The 22,217-nt window shown below is 72.4% G+C and carries 19 protein-coding genes; all 19 read left to right on the top strand.

Translation table 11 applies throughout. The features are described from left to right. Window positions 1–21: 21 nt before the first annotated feature. The 19 genes from DJ010_RS10250 to DJ010_RS10160 all read left to right on the top strand — a co-directional run bounded on the left by DJ010_RS10250 (window position 22) and on the right by DJ010_RS10160 (window position 22,216). Window positions 22–2,280 carry an FdhF/YdeP family oxidoreductase gene (locus DJ010_RS10250; RefSeq protein ID WP_245927421.1) on the top strand — a complete coding sequence of 753 codons (2,259 nt, stop codon included), beginning with the start codon at window positions 22–24 and terminating at the stop codon, window positions 2,278–2,280. Between the two features lies 1 nt (window position 2,281). Continuing rightward, window positions 2,282–3,307: a formate dehydrogenase accessory sulfurtransferase FdhD gene (fdhD, locus tag DJ010_RS10245; protein ID WP_109693591.1), complete on the top strand. Its 1,026-nt coding sequence runs from the start codon at window positions 2,282–2,284 to the stop codon at window positions 3,305–3,307. A gap of 165 nt (window positions 3,308–3,472) precedes the next feature. Further along, window positions 3,473–4,078, top strand: coding sequence for a bifunctional pyr operon transcriptional regulator/uracil phosphoribosyltransferase PyrR (gene pyrR / locus DJ010_RS10240; RefSeq protein WP_109693590.1), 606 nt, complete (start codon window positions 3,473–3,475; stop codon window positions 4,076–4,078). After that, the gene (locus tag DJ010_RS10235; RefSeq protein ID WP_109693589.1) at window positions 4,075–5,025 is read left to right on the top strand and encodes an aspartate carbamoyltransferase catalytic subunit; all 951 of its coding nucleotides are present in this window, start codon (window positions 4,075–4,077) and stop codon (window positions 5,023–5,025) included. The genes pyrR and DJ010_RS10235 overlap by 4 nt, the downstream gene beginning before the upstream one ends. Further along, the gene (locus DJ010_RS10230) at window positions 5,022–6,344 is read left to right on the top strand and encodes a dihydroorotase (RefSeq protein ID WP_109693588.1); all 1,323 of its coding nucleotides are present in this window, start codon (window positions 5,022–5,024) and stop codon (window positions 6,342–6,344) included. Before DJ010_RS10235 ends, DJ010_RS10230 begins: the two co-directional genes overlap by 4 nt. Further along, on the top strand, window positions 6,344–7,462 hold the full coding sequence (gene carA / locus DJ010_RS10225) for a glutamine-hydrolyzing carbamoyl-phosphate synthase small subunit (protein WP_109693846.1): 1,119 nt from the start codon (window positions 6,344–6,346) through the stop codon (window positions 7,460–7,462). Before DJ010_RS10230 ends, carA begins: the two co-directional genes overlap by 1 nt. Beyond that, window positions 7,462–10,767 carry a carbamoyl-phosphate synthase large subunit gene (gene carB, locus DJ010_RS10220; protein ID WP_109693587.1) on the top strand — a complete coding sequence of 1,102 codons (3,306 nt, stop codon included), beginning with the start codon at window positions 7,462–7,464 and terminating at the stop codon, window positions 10,765–10,767. The genes carA and carB overlap by 1 nt, the downstream gene beginning before the upstream one ends. Next, window positions 10,764–11,804: a quinone-dependent dihydroorotate dehydrogenase gene (locus DJ010_RS10215; protein ID WP_109693586.1), complete on the top strand. Its 1,041-nt coding sequence runs from the start codon at window positions 10,764–10,766 to the stop codon at window positions 11,802–11,804. Before carB ends, DJ010_RS10215 begins: the two co-directional genes overlap by 4 nt. After that, a complete protein-coding gene (pyrF, locus tag DJ010_RS10210) occupies window positions 11,801–12,667 on the top strand; it encodes an orotidine-5'-phosphate decarboxylase (RefSeq protein ID WP_109693585.1) in 867 nt (288 codons plus the stop codon). The genes DJ010_RS10215 and pyrF overlap by 4 nt, the downstream gene beginning before the upstream one ends. After that, window positions 12,664–13,146, top strand: a complete 483-nt coding sequence (locus tag DJ010_RS10205; protein ID WP_109693584.1) for a hypothetical protein — start codon at window positions 12,664–12,666, stop codon at window positions 13,144–13,146. Before pyrF ends, DJ010_RS10205 begins: the two co-directional genes overlap by 4 nt. 144 nt (window positions 13,147–13,290) lie before the next feature. Beyond that, window positions 13,291–13,611, top strand: coding sequence for an integration host factor, actinobacterial type (gene mihF, locus DJ010_RS10200; protein WP_109693583.1), 321 nt, complete (start codon window positions 13,291–13,293; stop codon window positions 13,609–13,611). Between the two features lie 37 nt (window positions 13,612–13,648). Continuing rightward, complete coding sequence (gmk, locus tag DJ010_RS10195; RefSeq protein ID WP_342769486.1) at window positions 13,649–14,206, top strand: guanylate kinase; 558 nt, start codon at window positions 13,649–13,651, stop codon at window positions 14,204–14,206. 39 nt (window positions 14,207–14,245) lie between these two features. Continuing rightward, window positions 14,246–14,578 carry a DNA-directed RNA polymerase subunit omega gene (gene rpoZ, locus DJ010_RS10190; protein ID WP_109693581.1) on the top strand — a complete coding sequence of 111 codons (333 nt, stop codon included), beginning with the start codon at window positions 14,246–14,248 and terminating at the stop codon, window positions 14,576–14,578. Between the two features lie 13 nt (window positions 14,579–14,591). Beyond that, window positions 14,592–15,833 (top strand): bifunctional phosphopantothenoylcysteine decarboxylase/phosphopantothenate--cysteine ligase CoaBC, encoded by a 1,242-nt coding sequence (gene coaBC, locus DJ010_RS10185; protein WP_170124629.1) that lies wholly within the window; start codon window positions 14,592–14,594, stop codon window positions 15,831–15,833. Between the two features lie 105 nt (window positions 15,834–15,938). Beyond that, window positions 15,939–17,138, top strand: a complete 1,200-nt coding sequence (gene metK / locus DJ010_RS10180; protein ID WP_109693579.1) for a methionine adenosyltransferase — start codon at window positions 15,939–15,941, stop codon at window positions 17,136–17,138. 125 nt (window positions 17,139–17,263) lie between these two features. Continuing rightward, complete coding sequence (locus tag DJ010_RS10175; protein WP_245927420.1) at window positions 17,264–19,324, top strand: primosomal protein N'; 2,061 nt, start codon at window positions 17,264–17,266, stop codon at window positions 19,322–19,324. Window positions 19,325–19,344: 20 nt separating this feature from the next. Further along, the gene (def, locus tag DJ010_RS10170) at window positions 19,345–19,890 is read left to right on the top strand and encodes a peptide deformylase (RefSeq protein WP_109693578.1); all 546 of its coding nucleotides are present in this window, start codon (window positions 19,345–19,347) and stop codon (window positions 19,888–19,890) included. After that, window positions 19,887–20,813 (top strand): methionyl-tRNA formyltransferase, encoded by a 927-nt coding sequence (gene fmt, locus DJ010_RS10165; protein WP_109693577.1) that lies wholly within the window; start codon window positions 19,887–19,889, stop codon window positions 20,811–20,813. Before def ends, fmt begins: the two co-directional genes overlap by 4 nt. Further along, window positions 20,810–22,216 carry an RsmB/NOP family class I SAM-dependent RNA methyltransferase gene (locus tag DJ010_RS10160; protein ID WP_109693576.1) on the top strand — a complete coding sequence of 469 codons (1,407 nt, stop codon included), beginning with the start codon at window positions 20,810–20,812 and terminating at the stop codon, window positions 22,214–22,216. The genes fmt and DJ010_RS10160 overlap by 4 nt, the downstream gene beginning before the upstream one ends. Window position 22,217 lies beyond the last annotated feature (1 nt).

Raw genomic sequence — 22,217 nt, 5'->3', positions numbered from 1 at the left:
GAACCCTCGGACGAGCTGTCGGTGAGCCCGCCGAAGAACTGGGCGGCCGGCGTGCCCGCGGTGGCGCACGCGCTGGAGTACTCGCTGTCGCAGACCAGCCCACGGCGTACGGCGTTGACGCTGCTCAACCTCAACCAGGACGGTGGCATCGACTGCCCCGGCTGCGCCTGGCCCGAGCCGCACAAGCGGCACAAGAACGAGTACTGCGAGAACGGCGCCAAGCACGTCAACGACGAGGCGACCAGCCGTCGGGTGACCCGGGAGTTCTTCGCCGAGCACTCCGTGGCCGAGCTCGACAAGCAGACCGACCAGTGGCTCAACCAGCAGGGTCGGCTCACCGAGCCGATGGTGAAGCTGCCGAGCAGTGCGTACTACGAGCCGATCAGCTGGGACGACGCCATCGGGCTGGTCGCCGAGGAGCTCCGGTCGCTCGACTCGCCCGACCAGGCGATGTTCTACACCTCCGGCCGGCTCAGCAACGAGGGCGCGTTCCTGCTCCAGCTCTTCGCGCGCGCCTACGGCACCAACAACCTCCCCGACTGCTCGAACATGTGCCACGAGTCGAGCGGCACGGCGCTGGGCGCCACCCTCGGCGTCGGCAAGGGCACGGTCTCGCTCGACGACATCTACGAGGCCGACCTGGTGATCGTCGTGGGTCAGAACCCGGGGACCAACCACCCGCGGATGCTCACCGCACTCGAGCAGACCAAGCACAACGGCGGCCAGGTCGTGGCGATCAACCCGCTGCCCGAGGCCGGCCTCAAGCGCTTCAAGAACCCGCAGAAGCCGAGCGGCGTCGTCGGCAGGGGTACGACGATCGCCGACCAGTTCCTGCAGATCAAGCTCGGCGGCGACCTCGCGCTCTTCCAGATCCTCAACCGGCTCCTGCTCGAGGCCGAGGACGCCGCTCCCGGCACCGTCGTCGACCGGGAGTTCGTCGAGCGCAGCACCCACGGGTTCGACGCCTTCGCCGAGCACGTGCGGAAGACGGAGTGGGACGACGTGCTCGCCGCGACCGGGCTCACCCGGCAGGAGATCGAGCAGCTCCGCGACCGCGTCGCGGCGTCCGAGAAGATCATCGTCTGCTGGGCGATGGGCCTGACCCAGCACAAGCACGGCGTGCCGACCATCCGCGAGATCGTCAACCTGCTGCTGCTGCGCGGCAGCATCGGCAAGCCTGGCGCCGGCGTCTGCCCGGTCCGGGGCCACAGCAACGTCCAGGGCGACCGGACGATGGGCATCTGGGAGAAGCTGCCCGAGCCGCTCCGCGAGAACCTCGAGCGCGAGTTCGGGTTCTCCCCGCCGACCGAGACCGGCTACGACTCCGTCCACGGCGTGCGGGCGATGCGCGACGGCAAGGTGAAGGTCTTCATGGCCGTCGCCGGCAACTTCGTCCGCGCGATGTCCGACAGCGCCGTCACCGAGGAGGCGCTGCGGAACTGCCGGCTCACGGTGCAGGTGTCGACCAAGCTCAACCGGTCGCACACGGTGGTCGGCGAGACCGCGTTGATCCTGCCGACGCTGGGCCGCAGCGACCGCGACGTCCAGGCGACGGGGGAGCAGTTCGTCACCGTCGAGAACTCGATGAGCCAGGTCCACTCCACCCGCGGCCGCCTCGACCCGGCCGCGCCCGGGCTCCTCAGCGAGGTCGCGATCTTGTGTCGGCTCGCGCGCCGCACGCTCGGGGAGGGCGGATCGATCCCGTGGGAGGACTTCGAGGGCGACTACTCGCTGGTCCGCGAGCGGATCTCGCGGGTGATCCCCGGGTTCGAGGACTTCAACGAGCGGGTGGCCCAGCCCGGCGGGTTCCGTCTGCCGAGCCCGGTCAACGCAGGTGTCTACAAGACCGCCAGCGGCAGGGCCGAGTTCTCCTGCAACGACTTCGACGCGATCCTCGCGCCGGAGGGCCACCTGGTCCTGCAGACGCTGCGCTCCCACGACCAGTGGAACACCATCCCCTACGCCTTCGACGACCGCTACCGCGGGATCCACGACTCCCGGGAGGTGGTCTTCGTCAATCCCGAGGACCTCGCCGAGCTCGGCATCGAGGACCAGGCGCTCGTCGACGTCGTGAGCGTGTGGGAGGACGGCACCGAACGGAGGCTGGAGGGCTACCACGCCGTGTCCTACCCGACGGCGCGCGGCTCGGCGGCGGCGTACTACCCGGAGGCGAACGCCCTGGTGCCGCTCGACAGCGTGGCGCACGGCAGCAACACCCCCACCTACAAGGGCATCGTCGTACGGCTGGAGCCGCTCGGGGCCGCCGGCAGCGGGGGCTGAGATGGGACGCGTCACCTCCCGCCGTCCGGTGCTGCGCATCCGCGACGGTGCTGTGACGCGGCGGCCGGACGTCCTCACCGCCGAGGAGCCGATGGAGGTCCGGGTGGGCGGCCGGCCGCTGACGGTCACCATGCGCACGCCCGGCGACGACTTCGACCTGGCGGTCGGCTTTCTCGTCGGCGAGGGGGTCATCCGGTCCGGCGACGACCTGGTGACCGCCCGCTACTGCGCCGGCGCGACGGCAGAGGGCACCAACACCTACAACGTCGTCGACGTCCAGCTCGCCCCGGGCGTCCCGCTGCCGGAGGTGTCGCTGGAACGGAACTTCTACACGACCTCCTCCTGCGGCGTGTGCGGCAAGGCCAGCCTCGACGCGGTCCGCACCTCCTCGACGTGGGAGGTCGCCGACGACCCGCTGCAGGTGGGTCCCGCGGTGCTCGCGATGCTGCCCGACCGGCTGCGCGCGGCCCAGCAGGTCTTCGATCGCACCGGGGGCCTGCACGCGGCCGGGCTGTTCTCGCCGGACGGCGAGCTCCAGGTGCTGCGGGAGGACGTCGGGCGCCACAACGCCGTCGACAAGGTCGTCGGCCATGCGCTGCGCGAAGGGTGGCTGCCGCTGCGGGAGAGCATCCTCGTCGTCAGCGGACGCGCCTCGTTCGAGCTGGTGCAGAAGGCGGTGATGGCCGGCATCCCGATGCTGGCCGCGGTGTCCGCGCCGTCCTCGCTGGCCGTCGACCTGGCCGACGAGCACGGCCTGACGCTGGTGGGCTTCCTCCGCGGTGCGTCCATGAACGTCTACGCCGGGGCGCACCGGGTAACGGTGGATCAACCGCACCCGAGCGAGAGGAGACGTCCCATGAGCGCGAAGGACAAGCTCGAGAACGCCGCTGAGGAGAAGGTCGGCAAGGCGAAGGAAGGCCTGGGCAAGGCCTCGGGCGACGAGGACCTCGAGGGCGAGGGCAAGGTCGACCAGACGAAGTCGAACCTCAAGCAGGCCGGCGAGAAGGTCAAGGACGCCTTCCGCTGACGCAGCCGTCGAGATCTGTATGAGTGACGAGAGGCCCGGTGTGATCCGGGCCTCTCGTCACGCGTGGCCCCTCGTCCGCCGGCGCCCGGACCCGTTAGGGTGGGTGTCGATCGACATCCTTTAACGAGCCGTCCCGTGAGGCGGAGAAGGAGGTCCGGCGCGCTGATGCCTGCCGCCCCGACAACCCCTGGCCCCGACGCCCCCGTCACCTCTGGTCGCACCGTCCTGGATGCGCGTGACATCGGCCGGGCACTGACCCGGATCTCGCACGAGATCCTCGAACGCAACAAGGGCGCGGGTGACCTCGTGCTCCTCGGCATCCCGCGCCGCGGTGTCCCGCTGGCGCAGCGGATCGCCGCCCGGATCTCCGACGTCGAGGACCTCGACGTCCCGGTCGGGTCGCTCGACATCACGATGTACCGCGACGACCTGCGGATGAAGCCGGCCCGGGCCCTGATGCACACCGAGATCCCGGCCGACGGCATCGACGGCAAGGTCGTCGTCCTCGTCGACGACGTGCTGTTCTCCGGCCGCACCATCCGCGCTGCCCTGGACGCGCTCAACGACGTGGGCCGGCCCCGCGCGGTGCAGCTCGCCGTGCTGGTCGACCGCGGTCACCGCGAGCTCCCGATCCGGGCCGACTTCGTCGGCAAGAACCTGCCGACCTCGCTCGGCGAGCGGGTCAGCGTGCGCCTCGCCGAGCTCGACGACGACGGTGGCCTCGACGCCGTGGCCATCGGCACGGCCGGGGAGATGGGGGAGCCGGCATGAAGCGGCACCTGCTGAGCGCGGCCGACCTGAGCCGCGACGACGCCGAGCTGGTCCTCTCCACCGCCGCCGAGCTGCGCTCGCTGGCGGACCGGCCGATCAAGAAGCTGCCCGCGCTGCGCGGCCGCACGGTGGTCAACCTGTTCTTCGAGGACTCCACCCGCACCCGGATCTCGTTCGAGGCGGCCGCCAAGCGGCTCTCGGCCGACGTGATCAACTTCGCGGCCAAGGGCTCGAGCCTCAGCAAGGGCGAGAGCCTCAAGGACACTGCGCTGACGCTGGAGGCGATGGGTGCGGACGCGGTCGTCGTCCGGCACGGCGCCAGCGGCGCGCCGCACCGGCTCGCGCACTCGGGCTGGGTGCGGTCCAGCGTGGTCAACGCCGGCGACGGCACCCACGAGCACCCCACCCAGGCGCTCCTCGACGCGTTCACCCTCTGGCGGCACCTCGGTGAGGAGAAGCGCGGCGGGCTCGAGGGCCGCCGGGTCGCGATCGTCGGTGACGTCCTGCACAGCCGGGTGGCGCGGTCCAACGCGCTGCTGCTGAAGACGCTGGGCGCGGAGGTCACCCTGGTGGGTCCGCCGACGTTGCTGCCCGTCGGCGTCGAGGAGTGGGGCGTCGAGACGTCGTACGACCTCGACGCGGTGATCCCGAAGGTCGATGCGGTGATGATGCTGCGCGTCCAGCGCGAGCGGATGCAGGGCGGGTTCTTCCCGACGCCGCGCGAGTACTCCCGCCGCTACGGCCTCGACGGCCGGCGGATGGCGACCCTGCAGGACCACACGATCGTCATGCACCCCGGCCCGATGGTGCGCGGCATGGAGATCACCGCCGACGTCGCCGACTCCGACCGCTCGGTGATCGTCGAGCAGGTGACCAACGGTGTCGCCGTCCGGATGGCCGTCCTCTACCTCCTCCTCGGGGGATCCGAAAGCGAGAGCAACGAGTGAGCACGTCGTACCTGATCAAGAACGCGCGGATCCTCGGGGGAGAGCCGACCGACATCCGGATCGAGGGGGGCAAGGTCGCGGAGATCGCGCCGGGTCTCGATACGTCCTCGCCGAGCGGCTCGGACCACTCGACCACCGGGTCGACGACCGTGATCGACGCCGACGGATTGATCGCCCTGCCCGGCCTGGTCGACCTGCACACCCACCTGCGCGAGCCGGGCCGCGAGGACGCGGAGACGGTCGAGACCGGCACCCGCGCGGCGGCGATGGGCGGCTTCACCGCGGTGCACGCGATGGCCAACACCGACCCGGTGGCCGACACCGCAGGGGTGGTCGAGCAGGTGCACCGGCTGGGCCGGGAGGCCGGCTACTGCGACGTCTACCCGGTCGGGGCGGTCACCGTCGGTCTCCAGGGCGAGCGGCTCGCCGAGCTGGGCGCGATGGCGGACTCGGCGGCGCGGGTGCGGGTGTTCTCCGACGACGGCCACTGCGTGAGCGACCCGCTGCTGATGCGACGCGCGCTGGAGTACGTCAAGGCGTTCGACGGCGTGATCGCGCAGCACGCGCAGGACCCCCGGCTCACCGAGGGTGCGCAGATGAACGAGAGCGAGCTGTCCGGGCGCCTCGGGCTGGCCGGTTGGCCGGCGGTCGCCGAGGAAGCGATCATCGCCCGCGACTGCCTGCTGACCGCCCACGTCGGCTCCCGGCTGCACGTGTGCCACGTCTCCACAGCCGGGTCGGTCGAGATCGTCCGGGACGCGAAGCGGAAGGGCTGGCACGTCACTGCGGAGGCCTGCCCCCACCACCTCCTGCTGACCGACGAGCTCGCGGCGACGTACAACCCGATCTACAAGGTCAACCCGCCACTGCGGTCGGCCGCCGACGTCGAGGCACTGCGCGCGGGGTTGGCGGACGGCACGATCGACGTCGTCGCCACCGACCACGCCCCGCACCCGCACGAGGACAAGGACTGCGAGTGGGCGGCCGCCGCGTTCGGCATGCTGGGTCTCGAGACCGCGCTCTCGATCGTGCAGCACACGATGGTCGACACCGGGCTTCTCGACTGGGCCGGCGTCGCCGAGCGGATGTCGTACGCGCCCGCCCGGATCGGCCAGGTGACCGACCACGGCCAGCCGATCGAGGTGGGCGCCCCGGCGAACCTGGCGCTCTACGACCCGGCCGCTACCAGAGTCGTCGACGCCGCCGACTCGGCGTCTCTCTCCAGGAACACCCCGTACGCGGGCAGGGAGCTGCCTGGGAGGATCGAGGCGACCTTCCTGCGCGGACGACCCACGGTGATGGACGGAAAGCTGGTCTGATCTTGAACGCGATCTTGGTGCTCGAGGACGGACGGACCTTCCACGGCGAGAGCTACGGCGCCGAGGGGGAGACGTACGGCGAAGCGGTCTTCAACACCGGCATGACCGGCTACCAGGAGACGCTCACGGACCCGTCGTACCACCGGCAGGTCGTCGTGATGACCGCGCCGCACATCGGCAACACCGGCATCAACGACGAGGACCCGGAGTCGCGGCGGATCTGGGTGGCGGGCTACGTGGTGCGCGACCCCGCGCGCCGGGCCAGCAGCTGGCGGTCACGCCGCTCGCTCGACGACGAGCTGCGCGCCCAGGGCGTGGTCGGGATCAGCGGCATCGACACCCGCGCCCTCACCCGCCACCTGCGCGAGCGCGGCGCGATGCGGTGCGGGATCTCCACGACCGAGACCGACCCCGACGCACTGCTGCAGCGGGTGCTCGACTCCGGGCAGATGGCGGGCGCGGAGCTCGCCTCGGAGGTGTCGACCACCGAGGCCTACGTCGTGCCCGCGGCGGGGGAGAAGCGGTTCACCGTCGCGGCGCTGGACCTCGGCATCAAAACGATGACGCCGCACCGGATGGCCGAGCGCGGGGTCGAGGTGCACGTGCTCCCGGCGACCGCCTCCCTCGACGACATCCGCGCGGTGGGCGCCGACGGGCTGTTCTACTCCAACGGTCCCGGCGACCCGGCAGCCACGACGCACCAGATCGAGGTGCTGCAGGGCGCGCTCGCCGAAGGACTGCCCTACTTCGGCATCTGCTTCGGCAACCAGCTGTTCGGCCGCGCCCTCGGGTTCGGCACCTACAAGCTGACCTACGGCCACCGCGGCATCAACCAGCCGGTGATGGACCGCACGACCGGCAAGGTCGAGGTCACGGCCCACAACCACGGCTTCGCGGTCGACGCGCCGCTCGACGAGCCCACCGAGACGCCCTACGGCACGGCGTCGGTGAGCCACGTCTGCCTCAACGACGACGTGGTCGAGGGGCTCGAGCTGCGGGACGCCGACGGCAACCTGAAGGGCTTCTCGGTGCAGTACCACCCCGAGGCAGCCGCCGGCCCGCACGACGCGGCCTACCTGTTCGACCGGTTCTGCGACCTGATGGGGGGCACCGACTAGTGCCGAAGCGCGACGACATCCAGTCCGTCCTGGTGATCGGCTCCGGACCGATCATCATCGGCCAGGCCTGCGAGTTCGACTACTCGGGCACCCAGGCCTGCCGGGTGCTCAAGGCGGAGGGACTGCGGGTGGTGCTGGTCAACAGCAACCCGGCGACGATCATGACCGACCCGGAGTTCGCCGACGCCACCTACGTCGAGCCGATCACCCCCGAGTTCGTCGAGAAGGTGATCGCCAAGGAGCGTCCCGACGCCGTCCTGCCCACGCTCGGCGGCCAGACCGCGCTCAACACGGCGATCGCCCTGCACGAGAACGGCGTGCTCGAGAAGTACGGCGTCGAGATGATCGGCGCCAGCTTCGACGCGATCCACCGCGGGGAGAACCGCGAGCTCTTCAACGGGATCGTGGAGAAGGTGGGCGGCGAGGTCGCCCGCAGCTTCGTCTGCCACTCGCTGGACGACTGCGAGAAGGCCGTCTCCGAGCTCGGCTTCCCGGTCGTCGTACGCCCCTCGTTCACGATGGGTGGCACCGGGTCCGGCATCGCCTACGACGAGGAGGACCTGGCGCGCATCGCCGGCGCCGGCCTCGACGCCAGCCCCACCACCGAGGTGCTGATCGAGGAGTCGATCATCGGGTGGAAGGAGTACGAGCTGGAGGTGATGCGCGACAAGGCCGACAACGTCGTCATCGTCTGCTCGATCGAGAACTTCGACCCGATGGGCGTCCACACCGGCGACTCCATCACCGTGGCGCCCGCCATGACGCTCACCGACCGCGAGTACCAGCGGCTGCGCGACCTGGCGATCGCCATCATCCGCGAGGTCGGCGTCGACACCGGCGGTTGCAACATCCAGTACGCCGTCAACCCGCGTGACGGCCGCGTGATCGTCATCGAGATGAACCCGCGGGTGTCGCGGTCCAGCGCGCTGGCCTCGAAGGCCACCGGCTTCCCGATCGCGAAGATCGCCGCGAAGGTGGCGATCGGCTACACCCTCGACGAGATCCCCAACGACATCACCGAGGAGACACCGGCGAGCTTCGAGCCGAGTCTCGACTACGTGGTGGTGAAGGTGCCGCGGTTCGCGTTCGAGAAGTTCCCCGGCGCGGACCCGAGACTGACCACCCACATGAAGTCGGTCGGCGAGGCGATGGCGATCGGCCGCAACTTCACCGAGGCGCTGCAGAAGGCGCTGCGGTCGCTGGAGGACAAGAAGGCGCCGTTCGACTGGCACAAGGAGTTCGACAGCGACCTCGGGTCGTCCGAGCGCAAGGCCGAGCTGCTCGAGGAGATCCAGACGCCGCACGACGGCCGGCTGCGCAAGGTGATGGACGCGATCCGCGCCGGCGCGACGCCGGAGGAGGTCTTCGAGGCCACCGGCATCGACCCCTGGTTCGTCGACCAGCTGATGCTCATCAACGAGACCGCGCAGGAGCTGATCGAGGCCGACGAGCTCACCCCCGAGCTGCTCCGCAACGCCAAGCGGCACGGGTTCTCCGACCACCAGATCGGCCGGATCCGCGACATGACGCCCGACGTCGTGCGCGGGGTGCGGCACGCGCTGGGCATCCGGCCGGTCTACAAGACCGTCGACACCTGCGCGGCGGAGTTCGCCGCGCGCACGCCGTACCACTACTCCTCCTACGACGAGGAGACCGAGGTCGCGCCGCGCGAGAAGCCGGCCGTGATCATCCTCGGCAGCGGGCCGAACCGGATCGGGCAGGGCATCGAGTTCGACTACTCGTGCGTCCACGCCTGCCTGGCGCTCAGCGAGGCGGGCTACGAGACGGTGATGGTCAACTGCAACCCCGAGACGGTCTCGACCGACTACGACACCTCCGACCGCCTCTACTTCGAGCCGCTGACGCTCGAGGACGTGCTCGAGATCGTGCACGCCGAGGAGCAGGCCGGGCCGGTCGCCGGCGTCATCTGCCAGCTCGGCGGGCAGACGCCGCTGGGGCTCGCGCAGGGGCTCAAGGACAACGGCGTCACCATCGTCGGCACCAGCCCGGAGGCGATCCACCGCGCCGAGGAGCGCGGTGCGTTCGGGCGGGTGCTCGCCGAGGCCGGCCTGGTCGCGCCCCAGCACGGGATGGCGACCAGCTTCGAGGAGGCCCGCGCGATCGCGGATCGGATCGGCTACCCGGTGCTGGTGCGGCCGTCGTACGTCCTCGGCGGCCGGGGCATGGAGATCGTGTACGACGAGCGCTCGCTCGAGGACTACATCTCCCGCGCGACCGAGGTGACCCCCGAGCACCCGGTGCTGGTCGACCGGTTCATCGACGACGCCGTGGAGATCGACGTGGACGCCCTCTACGACGGCGAGGAGCTCTTCCTCGGCGGCGTGATGGAGCACATCGAGGAGGCCGGCATCCACTCCGGCGACTCGTCCTGTGCGCTGCCGCCGATCACGCTCGGCGATGCCGAGATCCACCGCATCCGCGAGGCCACCGAGGCGATCGCGGCCGGCGTCGGCGTGCGCGGCCTCATCAACATCCAGTTCGCGCTCGGCTCCGACGTGCTCTACGTGCTCGAGGCCAACCCGCGCGCCAGCCGCACGGTTCCGTTCGTCTCCAAGGCGACCGGTACGCCGCTGGCGAAGGCGTGCGCCCGGGTGATGATGGGCGCCTCGATCGCCGAGCTGCGCGCCGAGGGCATCCTCCCGGCCGACGGCGACGGCGGCACGCTGCCGCCGGACCAGCCGATCGCGGTCAAGGAGGCCGTGATGCCGTTCAACCGGTTCCGCACCCCCGACGGCCGCCAGGTCGACACGGTGCTCGGGCCGGAGATGAAGTCGACCGGCGAGGTGATGGGCCTCGACGCCGACTTCGGCACCGCCTTCGCGAAGGCCCAGGCCGGTGCGTTCGGCTCGCTGCCGACGAGCGGCAAGGTGTTCGTCAGCATGGCCAACCGCGACAAGCGGCACATGGTCTTCCCGATCAAGGTGCTGGCCGACCACGGGTTCGAGATCCTCGCCACGCAGGGCACCGCCGAGGTGCTGCGGCGCAACGGCGTGGAGGCCACCGTGGTGCGCAAGCACTTCGAGGGGGAGGGCCCGGCAGGGGAGAAGACCACCGTCCAGCTGATCCTCGACGGGGAGATCGACCTGGTCGTCAACACGCCGTTCGGCGCGAGCAGCGGCGGCTCGGTCCGCCTCGACGGCTACGAGATCCGCACCGCCGCCGTGCGCGCCAACATCCCCTGCATCACCACGGTGCAGGGCCTCGGAGCAGCCGTGCACGGCATCGAGGCGATGCGCCGCGGCGACGTGGGCGTCAAGCCGCTCCAGGACTGGGCGCCCCGGTGACGGTGTACGACGTCCTCTTCAAGCACGGGCTGACCCGGCTCGACGCGGAGGTCGCGCACCACCGGACGTTCGACGCGCTCCGAGCGGCAGGGCCGGCCCTCCGCCGTGGTCCGCGCCCGTCGGGGACCCCGGTCGAGGCGATGGGCCTGACCTTCCCCAACCGGCTGGGGCTGGCGGCCGGCTTCGACAAGAACGCGCAGGGGTTCGAGGAGCTCGGTGCGTTCGGGTTCGGGCACGTCGAGATCGGCACGGTGACCGCGCTGGCGCAGCCCGGCAACCCGAAGCCGCGCCTGGTGCGGCTGCCCGACGACCGCGCGGTCGTCAACCGGATGGGCTTCAACAACGACGGTGCCGGGGCGGTCGCCGCGCGGCTGGCCGGCCGCCGCCGGCGACCGGGCGGACCGGTGCTCGGCGTCAACATCGGCAAGTCGAAGGTCGTGCCCGACGACGACCAGGCCGCGGTCGAGGCGGACTACGAGACGTCGACCAGGCTGCTGGCGTCGTACGCCGACTACCTGGTGGTCAACGTCAGCTCCCCCAACACCCCCGGCCTGCGCAACCTGCAGGCGGTCGGCAAGCTGGCGCCGCTGCTCGAGCACGTCCGCCGGGTGGCCGACCGCGCCACCGAGGAGGCCGGCCGCGGCCCGGTGCCGCTGGTCGTCAAGATCGCACCCGACCTCGCCGACGAGGACGTGCTCGAGGTCGCCGACCTGGCGCTGGCGCAGGACCTGGCCGGCATCATCGCCACCAACACCACGATCAGCCGCTCCGGCCTGCGCTCGGCGCCCGAGCAGGTCGAGGCGGCCGGTGCGGGCGGTCTCTCCGGCGCCCCGCTGCGCGAGCGCGCCACCGAGGTCGTCCGGCTGCTGCGCGACCGGGTCGGTTCGGACCTCGCGCTGATCGGCGTCGGCGGCATCTCCTCGGCGGCTGATGCCCGCGAGCGGCTCGACGCCGGTGCCGACCTCGTCCAGGCCTACACCGGCCTCGTCTACGGCGGGCCGCTGTGGCCCCGCCGGATCCTGAAAGGGCTGTCATGACGGTTGCTCCCTTCGGTCAGCGGTTCGCGGCGTCGCTCGCGGCGCGCGGGCAGTTCTGCGTCGGCATCGACCCGCACGCGGCGCTGCTCAGCGACTGGGGTCTCGACGACACCGCCGAGGGACTCGAGAAGTTCGCCCTCGCCGCGGTGGAGGCGGTGGCGCCGTACTGCTCGGTGGTGAAGCCCCAGTCGGCGTTCTACGAGCGCTTCGGCAGCCGCGGCATCGCGGTGCTCGAGCGGGTGATCGCTGAGTCCCGGGCAGCGGGCGCGTTGGTGCTGCTCGACGTCAAGCGCGGCGACATCGGCTCCACGTCGCAGGCGTACGCCGAGGCCTACCTCGACCCGAGCTCGCCGCTCGCGTCGGACGCGGTCACGATCAGCCCCTACCTGGGCTTCGGGTCGCTGACGCCGTTCGTCGAGACCGCCCGGAGCCACGGAGCCGGCCTGTTCGTGCTGGCGGCGACGTCGAACAAGGAGGGACCCGAGGTGCAGGAGGCCGTCACCGCCGAGGACTTCGGTGGCCGGACCGTCGGCGCGGCGATGCTCGAGCACCTGCGTGAGCTCAACGGCGACACCCAGCCGTTGGGGTCGTTCGGTGCCGTCGTCGGCGCCACCATCGCTCCTTCGGCAGGCTCAGGACGAGGCGACGCTGGTCTGGACTTCGCGATCAACGGCCCCATCCTGGCGCCGGGCTACGGCGAGCAGGGCGGCACCACGGCTGACGTCGTCCGGATCTTCGGCTCGGCTGCCGCGAACGTGGTGGCGAGCTCCTCGCGCGGCGTGCTGCGCCTCGGTCCCGACGCCCACGCCATGCGGGACGCGGTGCAGCGCGCCAACGACGAGCTGCGGAGCCTGCTCGGGTGACCAGGGGGCTCCGCAGGGTCACCGCTGCCGGCGTGGCCGCCGCGCTGCTGGCAGCCATGTCCGGCTGCGGCGAGGACGACGATCCCTACGCCGTCCCGGACCGCTTCGAGGACTACTGCGAGGAGGTCGCCGAGCAGCAGACGGCGATCGGCCAGGCGCTGGAGTCAGGGGGAGAGGCGACCGGCCTGATCCGGGCGCTGCCCAGCTTCGAGGCGCTGGCCGAGAAGGCACCCGACGACATCGCCGACGACTGGGAGGTCGTCGTCGAGCGGATCGACGTCCTCGTCGGTGCACTGGAGGACGCCGGGGTGGACCCGGAGTCCTACAACCGTAGGAAACCGCCGACCGGGCTGGACCGCGAGCAGCGGGACGCGATCGACGCCGCCGCGGTGGCGCTGGTGTCGACCACGACCGCCCAGGCGATGAGCAGCGTCCAGCAGCAGGCACGCGACGTCTGCAAGACGCCGCTGCTCATGTGACCGCGGACTTTTTCGCGGCTGCCCCGTCGACCGCACCCCGGCCCGCGTTGCCCGCCGACCGGCCTCGTGACTAGGGTGACCGCTTGGTGGCAACTCCCGCCGCCCCCGTCTCTTCGCCGGCGCTCGCAAAAGGATTCTTGGACTGTGGCTCTGCCTCCCCTGACCCCCGAACAGCGTCAGGCCGCCCTCCAGAAGGCGGCCGCCGCTCGTCGTGAGCGGGCCGAGGTGAAGAACCGGCTGAAGAACTCCGGTGCGTCGATCGCCGAGGTCCTCGCCGAGGGACAGACCAACGAGGTCGTCGGCAAGATGAAGGTGCTCGACCTCCTGCAGGCCGTGCCCGGGCTCGGCAAGGTCCGCGCCGGCCAGCTGATGGAGCGCCTCGGCATCGCCGAGTCGCGGCGGGTGCGCGGTCTCGGTGCCAAGCAGGTCGCCGCACTCGAGCGGGAATTCGCGCCGGGTGACTGACCCGGCGACGTCCGGCGCAGCGCGACCGAGTCGTCTCGTGGTCCTCGCGGGTCCGACCGCCGTCGGCAAGGGGACCGTGGCGGCCGCCGTACGCCGGCACCACCCGGACGTCTGGATCTCGGTCTCCGCCACCACCCGGCCGCCGCGGCCCGGTGAGCAGGACGGCGTCCACTACCTGTTCGTCGACGAAGCCGAGTTCGACCGGCTGGTCGCCGAGGACCAGCTGCTGGAGTGGGCGGTCGTGCACGGCGTGCACCGCTACGGCACGCCTCGGGGACCGGTCGAGGCCGCGCTGGCCGCGGGCCGCCCGGCGATGCTGGAGATCGACCTCCAGGGCGCGCGACAGGTACGCCGCACGATGCCCGACGCCCTCTTCGTGTTCCTGAAGCCCCCGTCGTGGGAGGAGCTGGTCCGGCGGCTCGTCGGGCGGGGCACCGAGAGCGACGAGGAACGCGAACGCCGGCTGGTCACGGCGAAGGCCGAGCTGGCGGCCGAGGACGAGTTCGACGTCACCATCGTCAACCACGAAGTTCACGATGCAGCCGACCAGTTGGTAGCCTTGATGACACTCGGTCGAGCATCTGACGCCGACTGACCTTCCGTCCCCGAGACCCCGACCTGTGAGGCTACACGCGTGTCTGCCCCGAACATCGACGCCGTGGGTGTGACCAACCCGCCGATCGACCAGCTGCTCAGCAAGACCGACAGCAAGTACAAGCTGGTCCTCTACAGCGCCAAGCGCGCCCGGCAGATCAACGCCTACTACTCGCAGCTCGGCGAGGGCCTGCTGGAGTACGTCGGCCCGCTCGTGGACACCCACGTGCAGGAGAAGCCGCTGTCGATCGCGCTCCGCGAGATCAACGACGACCTGCTGACCTGCGAGGACATCGACCCGGCCGAGCTCGCCGCCGAGGAGGCCGCTGCCGCCGCCGTCGCGAGCGCCCCGCCGGCCGACGCCGCCGAGTGATCTGAGCTCTCCCGTGACGCGGCCTCGCGTGGTGCTCGGGGTCTCGGGCGGCATCGCCGCCTACAAGGCCTGTGAGCTGCTCCGGCGGTTCTCCGAGTCCGGGCACGACGTGACCGTCGTGCCGACCGCGTCCGCGCTGGAGTTCGTCGGTGCGCCCACCTGGGCCGCGCTGTCCGGCAAGCCGGTCGCGACCGACGTGTGGACCAGCGTCCACGAGGTGCCCCACGTGCGGATCGGGCAGTCCGCCGACCTGGTCGTCGTCGCCCCGGCGACGGCGGACCTGATGGCGAAGGCCGCTCATGGGCTGGCCGACGACCTGCTGACCAACACGCTCCTCACCGCCCGCTGCCCGGTCGTGATGGCTCCGGCGATGCACACCGAGATGTGGGAGCACGCCGCGACGGTCGCCAACGTCGCGACCCTCCGCTCGCGGGGGGTGCTGGTCGTGGAGCCCGCCGAGGGCCGGCTGACCGGAGCCGACACCGGCAAGGGCCGGCTGCCCGAGCCCGAGGAGATCTTCGAGCTGTGCCGCGACCTGCTCGGCAGGCTCTCGCCAGGTTCGACCACCCACAGCGGTGGCCTCGACCTGACCGGCCGGCACGTGGTCGTGTCCGCCGGTGGCACCCGCGAGCGGCTCGACCCGGTGCGGTTCCTCGGCAACCGCTCCTCCGGACGCCAGGGCTACGCGCTGGCCCGCGCGGCCGCCGCCCGAGGCGCCGAGGTCACCCTGGTCGCCGCGAACGTCACCCTGCCCGATCCTGCGGGCGTGAAGGTGGTCCGCGTCGAGTCCACCGCCGAGCTCCGCGACGCCGTGCTCTCCGCCGCGGCAGCCGCCGATGCGGTCGTGATGGCGGCGGCGCCGGCCGACTTCCGGCCCGTGCACCGCTCCGAGACCAAGATCAAGAAGGCCGAGGACGGATCGGCGCCCAGCATCACGCTGGAGCAGAACCCCGACATCCTCAAGGAGCTCTCCTCCGAGCGGCCACGCCCGGGTGCCGTCATCGTGGGGTTCGCCGCCGAGACCGGCGACGACAGCGGGTCGGTGCTCGACCTCGCGCGGGCCAAGCTGGCCCGCAAGGGCTGCGACCTGCTCGTCGTCAACGACGTGAGCGGCGGCGCCGTCTTCGGGGCCGAGGACAACGAGGCGGTCGTCCTGGCTGCTGATGGCACCGCGGTCGACGTACCGCGGGGGAGCAAGGGAGCTCTCGCCCACGTCATCTGGGACCAGGTGGCCGCCCGCCTCCCGTCTTCGTGAGATAGCCACCCGTCACCTGTCGAGCCTCGTATCGTTGGATCGAGGATCGGCCCTGAGCCCCCCACGTTGCCCGATGCGACCGACAGCTTTGAAAGCGAGAAACACGTGCCTGGACGCCTCTTCACCTCTGAGTCAGTGACCGAGGGGCACCCCGACAAGATCGCTGACCAGATCAGCGACACGGTGCTGGACTACCTCCTCGAGCACGACCCCAAGAGCCGGGTCGCTGTGGAGACGCTGCTCACGACCGGTCTGGTCGTCGTCGCCGGCGAGGTCACCACCTCCGCCTACGCGCCGGTCGCGCAGCTGGTGCGCGAGAAGGTCCTGGAGATCGGCTACGACTCCTCCGAGAAGGGCTTCGACGGGAACTCCTGCGGCGTGCAGGTCGCCATCGGCTCCCAGTCCGCAGACATCGCGCAGGGTGTCGACGACGCCTTCGAGGAGCGCGTCGGCGGGTCGGGCGACGAGCTGGACCGCCAGGGCGCGGGCGACCAGGGCCTGATGTTCGGCTACGCCTGCGACGACACCCCCGAGCTGTTCCCGCTGCCGATCAAGATCGCGCAGACCCTCGCCGAGCGGCTCACCGCGGTGCGCAAGGACGGCACGCTGCCGTACCTCCGTCCCGACGGGAAGACCCAGGTCACCATCGAGTACGACGAGGACGACCGCCCGGTCCGCATCGACGCCGTCGTGGTGTCCTCCCAGCACGCCGAGGACGTCTCGCAGGACCAGTTGTCCAAGGACATCGAGGTCAACGTCATCGAGCCGGTGCTCGAGCAGTTCAAGGACTCGGTGCCGTCGGAGGGCTACAAGTCCTACATCAACCCGACCGGCCGCTTCGTCGTCGGTGGCCCGATGGGTGACGCAGGCCTGACCGGCCGCAAGATCATCGTCGACACCTACGGCGGCATGGCCCGTCACGGTGGTGGCGCGTTCTCCGGCAAGGACCCGTCGAAGGTCGACCGCTCGGCCGCCTACGCGATGCGCTGGGTCGCCAAGAACGTCGTCGCCGCCGGTCTGGCCCGCCGCTGCGAGGCGCAGGTCGCCTACGCCATCGGCAAGGCCGCCCCGGTCGGTGTCTTCATCGAGACCTTCGGCACCGGCGTGATCCCGGACGAGAAGATCCAGGAGGCGGTGCTCGAGGTGTTCGACCTCCGCCCCGCCGCGATCCTCCGCGACCTCGACCTGCTCCGGCCGATCTACGCCAAGACCGCTGCCTACGGCCACTTCGGCCGCGAGCTGCCCGAGTTCACCTGGGAGAAGGCCGACCGCGCCGAGGCGCTCAAGGCCGCTGCCGGTCGCTGACCCGTCGCAAACTCACCGCTGCAACCCGCCGACCCGGCCCGAACTTCGGGCCGGGTCGGCGCGCTTTTCGTGCGAGTTTGCGACGGGTCGGCGATGGTGCGGGGGTTGCTGGTAGACAGTCGGCCGTGACCCGCGACGACCTCGACGCCGAGCAGCCCGGCCTGCCGGGGATGGCGCGCGCGGCGGCGCGGAAGTCGGGGGCCGCGGCGCGTGCGAAGCGGGCCCAGCAGGCTGCGGCCGCGGCCGAGCTGGCCGAGGTCGACCCGGTGGCGCGAGTCGTGGTCGACGTCGCGCTGGCCCACCTCGACCGCACCTTCGACTACGCCGTGCCGGCGACGATGGCCGAGCAGGCGGTGCCGGGGGCCCGGGTGAAGGTGCGGTTCGCCGGCCAGGACGTGGACGGTTTCGTCGTCGAGCGCACGGCGGCGAGCGACCACGGCGGGCGGCTGGCGCCGCTGCGACGGGTCGTGAGCGCCGAGCCGGTGCTGACGCCGGCGGTGGCCGAGCTGTGCCGGCGAGTCGCTGGGCGCTACGCGGGCGTGAGCTCCGACGTACGACGTCTCGCGGTGCCGCCGCGCCACGCGACCACCGAGCAGAAGCCCTCGCCACCGGAGCCGCCGTTCCGGGCGCCACCCGTCGCGGACGGCGACACCGACGACCCGTGGGCTGTCTACCCTGCCGCGCCGGCCTTCCGCCGCCACCTGACCGGCGGAGGCTCGCCCCGGGCGGTGTGGAGCGCGGCGCCGGGGGAGGACTGGCCCCGCCGCCTCGCCGAGCTGGCCGCGGCGACCCGGGCCGGTGGTCGGGGAGTGCTGATCTGCGTCCCCGACCACCGCGACGTCGCCCGCGTCGACGCCGCCCTCACCGAGCTGGTGGGGCCCGACCACCACGTGACGCTGCGGGCGGAGACCGGCCCGGCTCCTCGCTACCGCGACTTCCTGCTGCTGCGGCGGGGCGCCCGCAAGATCGTGGTCGGCACCCGGTCCGCGGCGTTCGCGCCGGTGACCGACCTCGGCCTGGTCGTGGTCTGGGACGACGGCGACGACCTGCACGCCGAGCCGCGCGCGCCGTACCCCCATGCCCGCGAGGTGCTGCTCGAGCGCGCCGAGGTCGAGGGTTGCGCAGTGCTGGTCGGCAGCTTCTCCCGAAGCGTCGAGGCCGAGCACCTGCTGCAGACGGGCTGGGCCAAGGAGATCGCCGCGCCCCGACCGGTGGTGCGCGACCGCGCCCTGATCGCGGTCGCGGGCGCCGGGGACCACCGCGACCCGTTCTCGGGAGCGTCGCGGGTGCCGCGGGAGGCGCACGACGCCGTGCGCTGGGGCCTGGAGCGCGGGCCGGTCCTGGTGCAGACGCCCCGCGCCGGCTACGTGCTGCGACTGGCCTGCGACCGGTGCCGCACCCCCGCCCGGTGCACGGCCTGCACCGGCCCGCTCCAGCTCACCGGGCCGACCACGCCGCCCCGCTGCCGCTGGTGCGCCACGGAGGCCCCCGGCTGGACCTGTGCGGAGTGCGGCGGTCACGGCCTGCGGGCGCCGGTCATCGGGGACGCCCGCACCGCCGACGAGCTCGGCCGCGCGTTCGCGCCGGCGCCGGTCGTGACCTCGAGCGGCGACCGGGTGCGCGCCGAGGTCGACGGCGACCATCGGATCGTCGTCGCCACGCCCGGTGCCGAGCCGGTGGCCGCGGGCGGGTACGCCGTCGTCGTGCTGCTCGACACCTGGCTGCTGCTCGCGCGCGACAGCATGCGCGCTGCGGAGGAGGCGCTGCGCCGGTGGTCCAACGCGGTCGCGCTGCTGCGTCCGGGCGGCCGGGCCCTGGCCGTGGGCGAGCCGGCGGTCCCGGCGCTGCAGGCCTTGGTGCGGTGGGACCAGGCCGGGTTCGCCCGCCGCGAGGCCGACGACCGCCGCGAGGCCCGGCTGCCTCCCGCGACCCGGGTGGCGACCCTGCGCGGTGAGCCCGGCGCGCTCGACGACGCGCTCACGCTCCTCGACCTGCCCGAGCACGCCGACGTGCTCGGCCCGCTGGCGCCGCTGCCGGGTGCGGGTGAGGACGAGGAACGGGCGGTGGTCCGCGTCCCGCGGGCGGAAGGCGCTTCCCTCTCGCGGGCCCTCGGCGAGCTCCAGCGGCTGCGCGCGGCCCGCAAGCTCGACGCCGTCCGCGTCCAGGTCGATCCTCCCGAGATCTGACCGCCACCTAGACTCACTGCGTGGCCATCCGACCCATCCGACTCTTCGGCGACCCCGTGCTGCGCAAGCGCGCGATCGAGGTCGTCGACTTCGACGTCGAGCTGCGGCAGCTGGTCACCGACCTCACCGACACCATGCTCGACGCTCCCGGAGCCGGCCTCGCGGCGCCGCAGATCGGCGTCGGGCTCCGCGTGTTCACCTGGTACGTCGAGGGCGAGGTCGGGCACCTGGTGAACCCGGTCCTCGAGCTGTCGAAGGACACCCAGGACGGTCCCGAGGGCTGCCTCTCGCTGCCCGAGCTCACCTACGACTGCCTCCGGGCGATGTCGGTCGTCGCGACCGGCTTCAACATGCACGGCGACCCGGTGCGCATCGAGGGCTCCGAGCTGCTCGCCCGCGCGATCCAGCACGAGACCGACCACCTCGACGGCGTGCTCTTCATCGACCGGCTCGACGCCGAGGCGCGCAAGGCCGCCATGCGCGAGATCCGCGAGTCGGAGTGGTTCGGGCTGGAGCAGCCCACGGTCAAGGTCTCCCCGCACGCCACCGGCGGCTTCGGGCGATGAGGGTCGTCTTCGCCGGCACCCCCGAGGTCGCAGTTCCTGCACTCGACGCAATCGCCGGCTCGGCCCACGAGCTGGTCGGCGTCGTCACCCGGCCGGACGCGCCGTCGGGCCGCGGCAGGAGGCTGGCGGAGAGCCCCGTCGCCGCGCGGGCCGCCGAGCTCGGCGTACCGGTGCTCAAGCCCGACCACCCCCGCGACCCCGGCTTCCAGCAGGAGCTCCGCGCCCTCGAGCCCGACTGCTGTCCGGTGGTGGCGTACGGCGCGCTCCTCCCGCGCAGCGCGCTCGACATCCCGGCCCACGGCTGGGTCAACCTGCACTTCTCGCTGCTGCCCGCCTGGCGCGGTGCGGCGCCGGTGCAGCACGCGATCTGGGCGGGAGACGAGATCAGCGGGGCGACGACGTTCCGGATCGTCGAGGCACTCGACGCCGGTCCTACGTTCGGGCTGATGACCGAGACCGTCCGGCCGACCGACACCGCCGGCGACCTGCTGGAGCGGCTGGCCGAGGGCGGCGCCGGCCTGCTCGTGGCGACCCTCGACGGCATCGCCGACGGGTCCCTGGAAGCGAGGGAACAGCCGGCCGACGGCGTGTCCCTCGCCCCGAAGATCACCGTCGACGACGCCCGCGTCGAGTGGTCGGAGTCGGCGGTCGCCACGGACCGCCGGATCCGCGCCTGCACGCCGGGCCCGGGCGCCTGGACCACCCACGAGGGCGACCGGGTCAAGCTCGGCCCCGTCACGCCGATCGGCAACGGCCCCGACCTCGCCCCGGGCGTGTTGGCGATCGGCAAGTCCGAGGTCCTGGTCGGCACCGGCACGCTCCCGGTGCGGCTGGGCGAGGTCAAGGCGTTCGGGAAGAAGCAGATGGCCGCCGCCGCCTGGGCCCGGGGCGCCCGGCTCGGTGACGGCGCGAAGTTCGCATGAGCCGACCGCCCCGACGCCCCGGACCGTCCCGACCGGTCGACGCCGCCCGCGCAGCGGCGCTCGAGGTGCTGCGCCTGGTGCGCACCGAGGACGCCTACACCAACCTCGTGCTGCCCTCCGTCGTCGCGAAGGCCGGCCTCGACACCCGCGACGCCGCCTTCGCCACCGAGCTGGCCTCCGGCACCATCCGTCGGCAGGGCACGTACGACGCGATCCTCGCCGCCTGCATCGACCGGCCGCTGCGCCGCGTGGAGCTCGCGATCCTCGACGTGCTGCGGCTCGGCTGCCACCAGCTGCTCTCGATGCGGGTGCCCGCCCACGCCGCGATCAGCAGCACCGTCGACCTCGCGCGGGCCAAGGTCGGTCAGGGTGCCGCGGGCTTCGTGAACGCGGTGCTGCGCAACGTGGCCCGGCAGGACCTCGACGCCTGGATCGCGGCAGTGGCGCCCCAGCCCGCGTCGACCGGCTCCCGCGACGCCCGTCTCGACCACCTCTCGGTCAAGCACAGCCACCCGCGCTGGGTGGTCGACCTGCTCGACCTCGCCGCGCCCGACGACGACCTCGACGCGCTGCTCGCGGCCGACAACGTTCCGCCCAAGGTGACCCTCGTCGCCCGGCCCGGCCGCGCCGAGGTCTCCGAGCTGCCGGGCACACCGACCCCGTACTCGCCGTACGGCGTGGTCCTCGACGGCGGCGACCCTGCGCGGGTCCCGGCCGTCGCCGAGGGGCGGGCGGGCGTGCAGGACGAAGGCTCGCAGCTGGTCGCCCTGGCGCTGGCCGCCGCTCCCGTCGCGGGCCCCGACGAGCTGTGGGTGGACCTCTGCGCAGGGCCCGGCGGCAAGGCGGCGCTCCTCGCCGCCCTCGCCGCCGAGCGTGGCGCACGCCTGCTCGCGGTCGAGCAGCACCAGCACCGGGCCGGCCTGGTGTGCCGGGCCCTGGGCGGCCGGCCCGCCGGCCCCGGGGTCGCCGGTGTCGTCACTGCCGACGGCACCCGCCCGCCGGTCGCACCCGGCAGCGCCGACCGGGTGCTCGTCGACGCGCCCTGCACCGGGCTCGGAGCGCTCCGGCGCCGACCTGAGGCGCGCTGGCGGCGCAGCCCCGACGACCTGCTGAGCCTGGTGCTCCTGCAGCGCCGGCTGCTGGCCAGCGCGCTCACGCTCGTGCGCCCCGGCGGCGTCGTGCTCTACGCGACCTGCTCGCCGGTCCGCGCCGAGACCGGCGACGTGGTGGCGTCGACCCTCAGGTCCGCCGACAGCGTCACGATCGAGGACGTCCGCCCACTGCTGCCCGGTGTCACCGACGCCGACGGCCCGGTCCCCGACACCGCCCAGCTGTGGCCGCACCGCCACGGCACCGACGCGATGTTCCTGGCCCTGCTCCGGCGGGGCGGGGGAATGTCCTGAG

The organism is Nocardioides silvaticus, from assembly GCF_003160695.1.
Taxonomy (GTDB): Bacteria; Actinomycetota; Actinomycetes; order Propionibacteriales; family Nocardioidaceae; genus Nocardioides; species Nocardioides silvaticus.
This window is presented reverse-complemented; position numbering and strand designations above follow the sequence as displayed.

Coding starts and splice junctions, on each gene's coding strand:
- fdhD (WP_109693591.1), top strand. CDS start 2,282: ATGGGACGCGTCACCTCCCGCCGTCCGGTGCTGCGCATCCGCGACGGT.
- pyrR (WP_109693590.1), top strand. CDS start 3,473: ATGCCTGCCGCCCCGACAACCCCTGGCCCCGACGCCCCCGTCACCTCT.
- DJ010_RS10235 (WP_109693589.1), top strand. CDS start 4,075: ATGAAGCGGCACCTGCTGAGCGCGGCCGACCTGAGCCGCGACGACGCC.
- pyrF (WP_109693585.1), top strand. CDS start 11,801: ATGACGGTTGCTCCCTTCGGTCAGCGGTTCGCGGCGTCGCTCGCGGCG.
- fmt (WP_109693577.1), top strand. CDS start 19,887: ATGAGGGTCGTCTTCGCCGGCACCCCCGAGGTCGCAGTTCCTGCACTC.
- DJ010_RS10160 (WP_109693576.1), top strand. CDS start 20,810: ATGAGCCGACCGCCCCGACGCCCCGGACCGTCCCGACCGGTCGACGCC.